The organism is Porphyromonas uenonis DSM 23387 = JCM 13868 (assembly GCF_000482365.1).
GTDB classification, from domain to species: domain Bacteria; phylum Bacteroidota; class Bacteroidia; order Bacteroidales; family Porphyromonadaceae; genus Porphyromonas; species Porphyromonas uenonis.
In genome coordinates this window covers 205669-218407 of the sequence record NZ_KI535308.1, presented here as the reverse complement: position 1 = coordinate 218407, position 12739 = coordinate 205669, and the positions used below count along the sequence as shown (strand labels likewise).

Genomic DNA, 12739 nt, shown 5'->3' with positions numbered 1-12739 from the left:
AAACAATCTTGCAAGCAAGATTGTGAGACTGTTGACTTTTGCAACAGTCTCAACTTGCGAGTATGAGACGAGTCACGGAGAGGACAGCAGGTCTATAAGCCGGGTTCTGTGCCACTCACGAGGAGTGGCGCTTGTCATTTATCTACGACACCCGTTGCCGAGTGTCTCTAGCAATCTACCCTCCGACTAGGACGAGTAGCCCTCATAGCGTCGGTATACTTGATCTTGCAACCCATAGTGTGTACAGCCAGTGGGTCACCCACACCGCTGGTGAGCTCTTACCTCACCTTCTCACCCTTACCTAGCGTGGCAGAGCCAGCTAGGCGGTTCTTCTCTTCTACACGTCACCTACCCTTGCGGATAGCTCTCTGTTAGGGAGTATGGTACTCTGCGTTGCCCGGACTTTCCTCTCTCGCTCGAGTGGCCGGAGCCGAGGCCCCCTCCACCCTTACGACAGCGACAAGCCGACCTACTGTCATATCCATGATACGTCACCGGGAGGCGCTCACCCTAGAGCGGTAGCCTCCACGTGTGCAAAGATACAAAATGAAGCGATTAGCGTGACGCTCTCCTCCTAGATCCCGTAAATCTGGGATTGGACTACCAAAACTTTATGCTATTCATCAGATGTATCGCATGCACCTCGCTACAATTTGAGAAAAGCGACCGTATAGTCATCTAGCTCCAGCAACCCCGCATCGAGCCAAGCGTGCATCTGCTGAGCAAAGGTCTCCGCACTAGAGGCGCTATCGATCAGCCGCTTCAAGACATCCTCGTAGAAGTCAAACTTCATCGCTCGAGCCAGTTGTACCCTATGGCTACCAGAGCTATGCTCGGCTATCAGTACTTCCAGTTCGTCCGCATACTCCGTCCATCGAGAGACTTGATACATCATGAGGACAAAGCAAGAGAGCGCATCACTCGCAGCAAATAGCACACTACTCTCCGTGAGTGCTAGGCTTCCCTCGCTAAAGCCTGCTGGCGTCAACGGATCCTTGCAACTTATCAAGTGGGGCGGATTGTCGAAGTCTGCAACGCTCGTAAAGGAATGCCATAGCTCACCAGTAGCTCTATTGTAGTGAAAGAGGACACTATCCCCGTAGGCTATCCATCGGCACTCTCTATTATCACCGATCCAAGCTGCTACCAGCGTAGCACAAGATCCCTCACTGTAAAACTTATTCAGGAGCATCGCATCCCCCTCCTTTGCCATAGCCTCACAGTCGTTGTAAAATGGCTGCCAAATCTGCTCCACCCAACTATCTAAAGCCTCATAGCCCATGAGCGGAGTCTGCTTATCCAGCTGGCTCACGAGATAGTGAGACCATCTATCCGCATAGAGCCCACACCCGCCAGCACCATCAGACAGTGCTAGGCAGGAGGCGTCTATATAGGCAGAATCCTCATTAGGAGTCTCCTCGCCAGGTTTAGCTATTGAGGCCAGACGATAGTTAAGCTTAGTCATCTTAGGGGGCTGAGCAAGGGATGCTTTTCGTCGTGCTCGTCTACGTAGCCTTGTGCGCCTCTTACGCCTTATCTGTCTCTCTCTATTCATATAGACTGCTGTACTAAGGCACTTGACAGCGTGCCTATCTTCATCATTTTCACCAGTTGCTCCATGCCAGCGTTTACACCCATCGCACGGTAGCGTATGTCTTGATCTCTATCGTGAAAGAGCATACGAATCTGCTCATTGTAGTTTAGAGGTAGCAAGCTAGACATCTCAAAGAGTGACTCTCCATACCCATTACCACGCATCTCTCCAATGGTCGCAGGGAATAGGATCGCCTCCATCTCTCCAGAGACGATATGGATGTTGAAGAGGAGCACATTTCCATCATTCGTAAACTTCGACTTCAGCTGATTGGCTAGCTGCTGCATCTCGTCACGAGAGGCTCCATTGTACTCGCCGTCCGTTATGTTGATGACAATAGGAGGATAGCAGTCCTGCGTCTGATGGCGAGAAAGCCAATCGTCTAGTAGCCCCTCAGCATGCTTAAACGCCTTGTCCATACGCGTCCAGTGACCATCATGACGAGCCTCCATCCACTGCTTCTTCTCGACCTCGATCTCCTTCACACCAGCTCTAGTCCGCACCTGCTCCTTGACCTTGATCTTCTTGTACTCATTAAATCGGATCTCCTCAGGCGTCACGAAGCCTCGACCAGCCAAGGCTCCATTCCAACCACTGTACGCCTCCTCGCCATAGCCCACGACGGCTATGTCAAAGTAGTGACGCGTCTCGTTAGCACGTACGCAGCGCTCTACCAACTCATCAATCTGATTATTGACAATGCGAGCCACAGCCTCCGAGAGGGTCATACGCTCCCCGTTGAGGGTAGTAATGCTACGCATGGAGACGCTATGATCCACTAGGAATATAAAGGCAGAGGGGTGCTCGCGTGTGATGCGAGCTGTGTAGGCATTTTTGCTTTGAAGCTGTGTAGGCTGTGAGGGGATTGGGATGCCAAAGTTAGAGATATTGGTGATGTACTGTAGCGGGATGAAGTTCTTCACCAACACCTCTGCCTGATAGTATGGCTGCTCATCAGCATCTAGGTCGAAGTGCTTTCGTGCCTTGACAGACGTGAAGTGAATCTGTTTGAAGTTACTCAGATCTCCTCCACACTGCACCCCATTACTCGTAGCATTGCGATCAGCATATAGGCTATTCGTGTCATAGATTACCTCAGGGTCTATCTCCAGCACTACTGGGTTAGAGATACGTCCGTCATTCATTGACACATACATCATCGGGTGCTCCTTAGTAAAGCTCACACGCACATAGTGCTCTAGCCCGCTACGCTCATCTAGTGACCAGGATAGGGAACCTGGGCCACCACCTCCAGGCTTCGGGATCTGTATCCCTCGCTCCTTGCAGTCTTGCCATGAGTAGAGTCCCCTATGCTGTATGATCTGCTCTAGATTATCTCGATCGGTAAAGTGGTATAGCTTCGTAATGCCGTGGCTATCCAGCACCGCCTTAAACTCTTGCCAGTTTGCTCTCTTATTCATAGTCTCTTATATTCTTCTAGGTTATAGCTCCTCTCCAAAAAGTGTCGTCTGTATGATACCCCGCTCTTCATCGCTAGGCACTACCTGCTTCATAGAAATCTTAGAGATAGGCTCCTCCAGGCCGATAGCATCCTCGTAGGGGTAGAGCCCCTCAGCATAAGCCTTCACAAGGTAAGCATGCGAGAGTGGCTTCTTCGGGTCGTCCACATCGGTACTACTATTATAGTCTAGTAAGATGATCGTCTTGCCAGCACGGTCAGCAGCCCGCAGGCGCTCTATGATCCATAGTACCTTGTGCTCTAACACCCAGCGATAGGTCGGTAGGTAGATCTCACGCCGAGCTGTCATGTAGTCGAGTAGCTCCGAGCTGTTCAGCCCACGCTGATGCCCCCGTGGCGGTCCGAAGCGACGCACGCTCCGCTTCAGCCCCTTCATAGAGCTCTTCTGGATCACCTCACGGTCTATACCGACCGACTCAAAGACCTTGAGTCCCTGCCAAATTCCCTCTACGGAAGCACCCGTGGCAGGCGATGAGAAGGGTATCGGGATCCCCCCATGTGGATAAAACGGACTCAGCTTCACCAACGGCTCCTCCGCCTTGCTCGTTATGTCCACGATAATCGCTCCTGGGTACTCTTGCAGCAGCTTCTCTTGCTTCCTGCGCCTATTCGCTACAATAATCATGTCGCTGTAATTTGTTGGTCACCACCCGCGCCAAAAGATTTGATCCCCAAATCTATCTTTCAGCTCCTCTTTAGTGGACAGGTTAAGATTATCGCATCCATGCAAAGCTCCTCTGCTAATGGAGGTGACGGAGTCTGGGATCGTCAACGAGGAAAGACTAGAGCAATACTTAAATGCGGAGCTTCCAATGGCGGTGACGGAGTCAGGAATCGTCAACGAGGTGAGACTAGAGCATTCTGAGAACGCATAGTCTCCGATGGAGGTGACAGAGTTGGGAATCGTTAACGAGGTAAGGCTGGAGCAACCATTGAATGCCCAATCTCCAAGGGAAGTAACAGAGTCTGGAATCGTCAACGAGGTAAGACTTTTGCAATTATAGAATGTACAACCTTCAATGGAGGTAACAGAGTTGGGAATCGTCAACGAGATAAGACTAGAGCATCCTGAGAACGCATAGTTTTCGATGGAAGTGACAGAGTTGGGAATCGTTAATGAGGTAAGACCCTTACAATCACCAAATGCTCTGTATCCAATGGAGGTGACAGAGTTGGGAATTGTCAACGAAGTAAGACTAGAGCAATACTCAAATGCGGAGCCTCCAATGGAGGTGACAGAGTTGAGGATTGTCAACGAGGTAAGACTCTTGCATTCATAGAATGCATAATCTTCAATGGTTGTGACAGAGTTGGAAATCGTTAACGAGGTAAGACTAGAGCAGCCCCAGAATGCGCTATTTCCAATGAATGTGACAGAGTCAGGAATCGTCAACGAGGTGAGACTAGAGCAACCCTTAAATGCATTGTTTCCAATGACGGTGACGGAGTCAGGAATCGTCAACGAGGTGAGACTAGAGCAACCCTTAAATGCATTGTTTCCAATGACGGTGACGGAGTCAGGAATCGTCAACGAGGTGAGACTAGAGCAACCCTTAAATGCATTGTTTCCAATGACGGTGACGGAGTCAGGAATCGTCAGCGAGGTGAGATTAGAGCAACCATCAAATGCATCGTCTCCAATGGAGGTGACAAAGTTGGGAATCGTCAACGAGGTAAGACTAGAGCAATTCTTAAAAGCACTATCTCCAATGGAGGTGACTGAGTCAGGAATCGTCAACGAGGTAAGACTATAACACCAAGAGAATGCTCCGTAACCAATGGAAGTGACAGAGTTAGGAATCGTCAATGAGGTAAGACTAGAGCAACCTGCGAATGCACGATCTCCGATGGAGGTGACAAAGTTGGGAATCGTCAATGAGGTAAGACTAGAGCAACTGGAGAAAGCACTATCTCCAATGGAGATGACTGAGTCAGGAATCGTCAACGAGGTAAGACTAGAGCAAAGCACAAATGTACTGTCTTCAATGGAGGTGACAGAGTCGGGAATCGTCAACGAGGTAAGACTAGAACAATTCTCAAATGCCCTGTAACCAATGGAGGTGACAGAGTTGGGAATTGTCAACGAGGTAAGGCTTTTGCACCAAGAGAATGCGCTATCACCAATGGAGGTGACAGAGTTGGGAATCGTTAACGTGGTAAGGCTAGAGCAACCTGAGAATGAACGGTTTCCAATGGATGAGACAGAGGCGGGTATCGTCAACGAGGTAAGACTAGAGCAACTGGAGAATGCACTATCACCAATGGATGAGACAGAGGCGGGAATCGTCAGCGAGGTAAGACGCTTGCACCAAAAGAATGCTTCGTTTCCAATGGTGGTGACTGAGTCAGGAATCGTCAACGAGGTAAGACTCAAGCATTGATAGAATGCACTATCTCCAATGGAGATGACAGAATTGGGGATGCTATAAGAAGTTTGGGTAGAGCAATAAGCTATGAGTTGCTTCTTGTTAGCTGTAAAGAGTACATTATCCTCTACGTAAAAGTGTGGAGATCGATTATCTAACTGAAGAGTTAGCGCTCTAAATGGATTAGATCCAACTGTTGTAACGGACTTGGGAATTGTCAACGAGGTAAGACTCTTGCACCAATAGAATGCTTCGTTGCCAATGGAGGTGACAGAGTCGGGAATCATCAACGAGGTAAGACTATCGCAATCCGCAAATGCTCTATCGCAGATGGTTGTAACAGTGTCAGGTATCGTATAGGAGAATAGATCGCTAGGGGCTTCTAGTAGGCGCTTGCGATCTGAGTTAAACCCAACGCCATACTCGTCGATGTAAGCTTCGATGAGGTCTTCGTCTGTGACTTTGGTGGAGAGTGCCACGACGACGGGCTTCTCGGGGCGGGTCATGGAGAAGAGCTGGAAGGAGGTGCTGGCGAGGCTTTGCTCTGCGTGCGCTAAGACGAAGAGTCCCACAAGTTTGCAGAGATCTTTGTCCCCGACGAGTCGCCAGATGGCTTGCATCGCCTTGCTCTGGGCTAAGTCACGGTAGTCGCTGACACTGAAGAGAAGACGGTCGGGAGCACCGTACTGGTCGAGCAACTGCGAGTCTAAGGCGATGGCTCGTAGTGAGAGCGCGATGGAGGCTAGCGCAAAGTCATCGATCGTAGCGTCAAACAGCTCAGGCGTGCGAAGCGGATGACGAAACTCCTCCGTGCCTAGCGTTGGCGAACTTTCGCCCTGCATGCTGGGCACAAACATTCCATCGTAATCAATCAGCGTGAGCGTACCCGTGTCGGAGACCATAATGTTGTCCGGCTTCACATCGCCATGGGCGAAGGGCTGACTGCGCAGGTAAGCTGCTAGTCGGCAGAAGCGGTAGCAGAGCATCTCCATAGCGTACGAGTCCCGATAATGCTCACGGATGTACAGCTCCATCGTACTCCCCTCGACCCAATCCATCAGCAGAACAGGGAACTCCGACTCGCTACTCACGTTGCTATCTACAAAGAGCTCACGCTCATAGTAGCGTATCGAGGTGAAGTAGGTCGTGCCAGCCACCTCCAGTTCCTCCTCGATCTTGCGATAAGCTTCTGCACGTCCCTCCTGCTCCTCGGTAAAGCATTTGAGCGCATAGAGTTGCCCCGTGCGAGGATCGCGCATCTTAAAGACCACGGCAAAGGCTCCGCTACTGCGGTACGGCTCACCATGCTCGTCCTGCACCACCTCTAGATGCTTCAACTGGTCTAGATTTTCACTCGCATGCGTGATCGCACTGACATACTCCGACAATAATGGGTACTGCATCTCTTTAGATTATCTCTCTATATGACACCTTCAATCGTTGCGCAAAGCGAAGAGGAAGGGGGTACATCCCGCTGAAACGCAATAGCTGTCGTCCCTCTCCGCCCTCTCCTCACAAAGGTAACACATTTAGCCTATAAGAGGGGTTGTGTTCGATACATGCCTTTCCGTCTTGCGTTTTATACCCTCAATAATCGCTCCTGGGTACTCCTGCAGTAGCTTCTCTTGCTTCCTGCGCCTATTCGCTACGATAATCATATTGTTGTAATTCGTTGGTCACCACAGCCCAAAGATTCGTATCCCAAATCTATCCTTTAGTTCCTCTCTAGTGGGCTGGTTAAGATTATCGCATCCATACAAAGCTCCTTTTCCTATGGAGGTAACAGAGTCAGGAATCGTCAACGTGGTAAGACGAGAGCAATGTATGAATGCGCTCTTTCCAATAGAGGTGACAGAGTCGGGTATCGTCAACGAGGTAAGATTAGAACAGCCCTCAAATGCACTGTCTCCAATGGAGGTGACAGAGTTGGGGATACTATAAGAAGCTTGGGTAGAGCAATAGGCTATGAGTTGACTCTTATCAGCTGTAAAGAGGACATTGTCCTCCACATAAAAGTGTGGAGATCGATTATCTAACTGAAGAGTTAGCCTTCTAAATGGATTAGATCCAACTGTTGTAATAGAGTTAGGAATCGTCAATGAGGTTAGATTAGAGCAGTTCTTAAACGCACTATCACCAATGGATGTGACTGAGTTGGGGATCGTCAACGATATAAGACTAGAGCAATCCTCAAATGCACCTTTTCCAATGGAAGTGACTGAGTTAGGGATCGTCAACGAGGTAAGACTAGAGCAGTTTTCAAATGCATAGTCGCCAATGGAGGTGACAGTGTCGGGAATCGTCAACGAGGTAAGACTAGAGCAACCATCAAATGCACTATTGCCAATGGATGAGACTGAGTCGGGTATCGTCAACGAGGTAAGGCTGGAGCAACCTGAGAATGAACTGTTTCCAATGAATGAGATAGAGGCGGGTATCGTCAACGAGGTTAGACTCGAGCAACCCAAGAATGCACAATCGCCAATGGCGGAGACAGAGTTGGGAATCGTTAACGAGGTAAGACTCGAGCATCCCCTAAATGTGCTATCTCCAATGGAGGTGACAGAGTTAGAAATCGTCAACGAAGTAAGACTATAACAACCCCAAAACGCACAGCCTCCAATGGAGGTGACAGAGTTAGGAATCGTCAACGAGATAAGATTAGAACACCAATAAAATGCACTATCACCAATGGAAGTGACAGAGTTGGGAATTGTCAACGAGGTTAGACTCGAGCAACCCAAGAATGCACAATCGCTAATGGCGGTGACAGAGTTGGGAATCGTTAACGAGGTAAGACCCGAGAATGCACAATCACCAATGGCGGTGACAGAGTTGGGAATCGTTAACGAGGTAAGACTCGAGCATCCCCTAAATGTGCTATCTCCAATGGAGGTGACAGAGTTAGGAATCGTCAACGAAGTAAGACTAGAACAATGCCAAAACACACAGTCTCCAATGGAGGTGACTGAATCTGGGATCGTCAACGAAGTTAGACTCGAACAACCCAAGAATGCACAATCGCCAATTGAGGTGACAGAATTGGGAATACTATAAAAAGCTTGGGTAGAGCAATAGGCTATGAGTTGACTCTTATCAGCTGTAAAAAGAACATTATCCTCCACGTAAAAGTGTGTGGATCGATTACACAACTTAAACTTTGAAACACTAAAGGGATTGGCTCCAATGGTAGTGACGGAGCTTGGAATCGTCAACGAGGTAAGACTCTTGCAATCCCAAAATGCACTATCTCCAATGGATGAGACAGAGTTGGGAATTGTCAACGAGGTAAGGCTATAGCAACCTGAGAATGCACTGTCTCCAATGGAGGTGACTGAGTTAGAAATCGTCAACGAGGTAAGACTTTTGCAATGAAAGAACGCTCTATCACAGAGGACTATAACTGTATTTGGTATCGTATAGGAGACTAGATCGTCAGGGGCTCTTAGTAAGCGCTTGCGATCAGGACTGAATTTGACGCCATACTCATCGATGTAGACTTCGGCGAGGTCTTCGTCTGTGACTTCGGTAGAGAGTGGCACAACGACGGGCTTCTCGGGGCGGGTCGTGGAGAAGAGCTGGAAGGAGGTGGAAGCGAGGCTTTGCTCTGCGTGCGCTAAGACGAAGAGCCCTACAAGTTTGCAGAGATCCTTGTCCCCGACGAGCTTCCAGATAGCTTGCATCACCTTGCTCTGAGCTAAGTCGCGGTAGTCGCTGGCACTGAAGAGGAGACGGTCGGGAGCACCGTACTGGTCGAGCAACTGCGAGTCCAAAGCGATGGCTCGTAGCGAGAGCGCAATGGAGGCTAGCGCAAAGTCATCGATCGTAGCGTCAAATAGCTCAGGGGTGCGAAGCGGATGACGAAACTCCTCCGTGCCTAGCGTTGGCGAACTTTCACCCTGCATGCTGGGTACAAACATACCATCATAGTCAATCAGCGTGAGCGTACCCGTGTCGGAGACCATAATGTTGTCCGGCTTCACATCGCCATGGGCAAAGGGCTGACTGCGCAGGTAGGCTGCTAGTCGGCAGAAGCGGTAGCAGAGCATCTCCATAGCGTACGAGTCCCGATAATGCTCACGAATGTACAGCTCCATCGTACTCCCCTCGACCCAATCCATCAGTAGTACAGGGAACTCCGACTCGCTACTCACACTGCTATCTACAAAGAGCTCACGCTCGTAGTAGCGCATCGAGGTGAAGTAGGTCGTGCCAGCCACCTCCAGCTTCTCCTCGATCTTGCGATAAGCCTTGTGTTTTGGCTCACCATGCTCGTCCTGCACCACCTCTAGATGCTTCAACTGGTCTAGATTTTCACTCGCATGCGTGATTGCACTGACATACTCCGACAATAATGGGTACTGCATCTCTTTACATTATCTCTCTATATGACACCTTCAGTCGTTGCACAAAGCAAAGAGGAAGGGGCTACATCCTGCTGAAGCGCAATAGCTGTCGTCCCTCCACGCCCTCGCCTCACAAAGGTAACACTATTCAATAATATAGCTGTCGGATACTCTTCTGCTTCGCGAATCGCACGAGTAAGCGTCAGTCGGAGGAGCAAAGCCGCTGAGCTATACGGAGTCTAGTCCGACCCACAAGGGGTCGATCTTCTACTACATTTGCCTATCCATCGGTCGTTCGGGGCTTTGCCCCTCCGACCGACGGCTACGAAGCGTCGGACCTCTACGAGGTCCTTTTTTGAGACTGTCGCAAAGTCAACAGTCTCATCTCATCTGATTCCCAATTTGCGGAAGGCGCACAACTGACAACTCTGATTACTCTTATGAGACTGTTGCAAAAGTCAACAGTCTCACAATCTTGCTTGCAAGATTGTCCTGACTTTGCAGAAAGGATGAAGCGCAAGGCTCTGAGGGTGAGGTCTGAAGGGAGCATACCTCCGTATGTGACCGAAGCCGAAGCCCGAGAGCAACACAGCGATTCGCCTTTATGCAACAGTCTCCTGATGGCTCCGATGCGATTTGGATCCCTCGGGAGGAAATACGCGATAGCTTACGAGGAAACGAAAATTCGTCACGGAGGGGCGAAATAAAAGTTCGGAAGAAAGAAATCAAAGTTCGGAAGATTTTTTCCGTTTCTCGCTGGAAAATCCAAGATCTCCACGGAGGAATTGTTCGGTTTCCTTGACACTTGCTCTATTTAGTATGGTCGAGTGCGCATACTTTCCATTCCAAAACCGCAACTTCAAGCGACAGGGCTGACGCATTATATATAGTTATTGCTGTCTAGTGAAAGCTTTTTGAGGGGGCATCGAGTAGATCGTTCTGCGGAAATGAGCTAACTATCAGTACCACTTGGGTGAAACTAAAGTTTCATACGGTATGAAACTAAAGTTCCATACGGTATGAAACGAAAGTTTCCTAGGTATGAAACTAGAGTTTCCTAGGTATGAAACTAAAGTTTCCCAGGTATGAAACTAGAGTTTCCTAGGTATGAAACTAGAGTTTCCTACGAAGAAAACTGTAGATTGGTCGAAGTTGAGTAGTCGGACAGCAATAATATATAATGAACTCATCCAAGTCTCGCTTGTCGCTAATGTGTAGCTCCTAACGGAGCAATTATCATGCGTCAGCCCTGCTTCAAGCGAAGCGTGAGTGGGCTATGTGACTTATTTTTATTACCTTTGAGGAGTTTATGGCAGAGACGGTGGCGGATGGGTCGCGTCTCGGACTTCTCCCAGGAGGAGAGCTAAGCGATTGATAAGCGTCTAACTTACTTTTTACACAATATGAATCAGAAGCAATTAGAACAGATGAAAAGTGGTCGTGGCTTCATCGGAGCTCTCGACCAGAGTGGTGGCTCTACGCCTAAGGCATTGAAGGCTTATGGTATCACTGAGGATGCCTGGAAGACTGAGGATGAGATGTTTGACCTGATCCACCAAATGCGTACTCGTATGATCAAGAGCCCAGCTTTTGCTACGGGCAAGCTCGTGGGTGTGATCCTCTTCGAGCGCACGATGCGTGGTCAGATCGATGGCATGAACACGGCTGACTATCTCTGGGAGAAGCTGCATATCGTCCCCTTCCTTAAGGTCGACAAGGGACTGCAGGAGCTACAGGATGGTGTACAGCTGATGAAGCCATTCCCAGGACTCAATGATCTGCTCAAGGATGCTACGAAGTACCATATCTTCGGCACCAAGATGCGTAGTGTCATCAAGGAGGCTAATGAGAAGGGTATCAAGGCTATCGTCGATCAGCAGTTTGAGTGGGGCAAGCAGATTCTAGCTCATGATCTCGTGCCTATCCTAGAGCCTGAGGTGGACATCCACTGCCCAGATAAGGCTAAGGCTGAGGAGATCCTCAAGCGTGAGCTACTAGCACACCTAGACAAGCTGGATCGTCCTGTCATGCTCAAGATCACGCTCCCCACGGAGGACAATCTCTACAAGGAGGTCATCGAGCATCCTAATATGCTTCGTGTAGTGGCTCTGTCAGGCGGTTATAGCCGTGAGCACGCTAACGAGCTACTCGCTCGCAATAAGGGCGTTATCGCTTCCTTCTCTCGTGCACTGGCTGAGGGCCTGACGGCACAGCAGAGCGATGAGGAGTTCAACGCTACGATCGAGAAGTCGGTCGATGACGTCTATCAGGCTTCGATCAAGTAAACCTACTATAGATACACAAAAAGAGGAGCTATCGCCCGTATGGGTGGTAACTCCTCTTTTTAATGGGATTGGCGTAAACCGTGCCGAGAGTTGGAGATGTCTAGTCTCGCTTCACTACGGCTTGACTTTGCTCAGAATGCTCTTTAGAACTTTCTTTCACGGCGAGGACGATCCTCAGCCTCACGAATGAGGAGACGACGCCCCTCAAACTCCTGCTCGCTAAGAGCTTCGATAGCACGACGAGCATCCTCGTCAGCCATATCGGCAAAGCCGAATCCGCGTGAACGCCCAGTGGCGCGATCCATGACGACACGAGCGTTGGAGACCTCTCCGTACTCGCCGAGTAGTTGCTCCAAGTCGTTCTCACGAACTCGGTAGCTTAAGTTGCCTAAATATAGGGTCATAAAGGGAAAAAGGGAAAAAGGGAAAATAATTAGTGAAGCATTGGGGAGAGAGACATCACACGAATGTGATACAGATCTCAAACTGTCTGAATTGCTACCATACTGCCATCTACTGTCACGGCGATATTTGTCGTCATTATATAGCGGGCGAGAGAGGGCGACTATCTAAATTCTTAATGTGTGCCATAGCCGTCGATGCTTTCCTCCGTTTGCTGGGTGCAAATGTAAGTATAATTATTGACGTGGCAACCTATTCGACACTGC

The 12739-nt window shown here is 49.4% G+C and carries 7 protein-coding genes and 1 other RNA gene; 1 reads left to right on the top strand and 7 read right to left on the bottom strand.

Annotated elements, in window-relative coordinates; translation table 11 throughout:
* Nucleotides 1-79 precede the first annotated feature (79 nt).
* From rnpB to L215_RS09940, 6 genes are all read right to left on the bottom strand, one after another.
* Nucleotides 80-476, bottom strand: an RNA gene (gene rnpB / locus L215_RS09665) — RNase P RNA component class A.
* Between the two features lie 170 nt (nt 477-646).
* On the bottom strand, nt 647-1465 hold the full coding sequence (locus L215_RS0107475) for a hypothetical protein (RefSeq protein ID WP_025884174.1): 819 nt from the start codon (nt 1463-1465) through the stop codon (nt 647-649).
* Between the two features lie 86 nt (nt 1466-1551).
* Entirely contained in the window at nt 1552-3015 is a 1464-nt protein-coding gene (locus L215_RS09655) for a DarT ssDNA thymidine ADP-ribosyltransferase family protein (RefSeq protein WP_052343481.1), read from the bottom strand.
* Between the two features lie 21 nt (nt 3016-3036).
* Nucleotides 3037-3699 carry a DUF6939 family protein gene (locus L215_RS09455; protein WP_025884170.1) on the bottom strand — a complete coding sequence of 221 codons (663 nt, stop codon included), beginning with the start codon at nt 3697-3699 and terminating at the stop codon, nt 3037-3039.
* A gap of 18 nt (nt 3700-3717) precedes the next feature.
* Nucleotides 3718-6843 carry a leucine-rich repeat protein gene (locus L215_RS09945; protein ID WP_082239931.1) on the bottom strand — a complete coding sequence of 1042 codons (3126 nt, stop codon included), beginning with the start codon at nt 6841-6843 and terminating at the stop codon, nt 3718-3720.
* Nucleotides 6844-7116: 273 nt separating this feature from the next.
* Nucleotides 7117-9807 carry a leucine-rich repeat protein gene (locus tag L215_RS09940; protein ID WP_082239930.1) on the bottom strand — a complete coding sequence of 897 codons (2691 nt, stop codon included), beginning with the start codon at nt 9805-9807 and terminating at the stop codon, nt 7117-7119.
* 1382 nt (nt 9808-11189) lie between these two features.
* Between L215_RS09940 and L215_RS0107405 the strand changes: the two genes are divergently transcribed.
* Nucleotides 11190-12071 (top strand): fructose bisphosphate aldolase, encoded by an 882-nt coding sequence (locus L215_RS0107405; protein WP_027451573.1) that lies wholly within the window; start codon nt 11190-11192, stop codon nt 12069-12071.
* Nucleotides 12072-12214: 143 nt separating this feature from the next.
* Here L215_RS0107405 and L215_RS0107400 read toward each other — a convergent pair whose 3' ends face one another.
* Complete coding sequence (locus tag L215_RS0107400) at nt 12215-12475, bottom strand: RNA recognition motif domain-containing protein (protein WP_025884302.1); 261 nt, start codon at nt 12473-12475, stop codon at nt 12215-12217.
* Nucleotides 12476-12739: the final 264 nt, after the last annotated feature.

Coding starts and splice junctions, on each gene's coding strand:
- L215_RS0107475 (WP_025884174.1), bottom strand. CDS start 1,465: ATGACTAAGCTTAACTATCGTCTGGCCTCAATAGCTAAACCTGGCGAG.
- L215_RS09655 (WP_052343481.1), bottom strand. CDS start 3,015: ATGAATAAGAGAGCAAACTGGCAAGAGTTTAAGGCGGTGCTGGATAGC.
- L215_RS09455 (WP_025884170.1), bottom strand. CDS start 3,699: ATGATTATTGTAGCGAATAGGCGCAGGAAGCAAGAGAAGCTGCTGCAA.
- L215_RS09945 (WP_082239931.1), bottom strand. CDS start 6,843: ATGCAGTACCCATTATTGTCGGAGTATGTCAGTGCGATCACGCATGCG.
- L215_RS09940 (WP_082239930.1), bottom strand. CDS start 9,807: ATGCAGTACCCATTATTGTCGGAGTATGTCAGTGCAATCACGCATGCG.
- L215_RS0107405 (WP_027451573.1), top strand. CDS start 11,190: ATGAATCAGAAGCAATTAGAACAGATGAAAAGTGGTCGTGGCTTCATC.
- L215_RS0107400 (WP_025884302.1), bottom strand. CDS start 12,475: ATGACCCTATATTTAGGCAACTTAAGCTACCGAGTTCGTGAGAACGAC.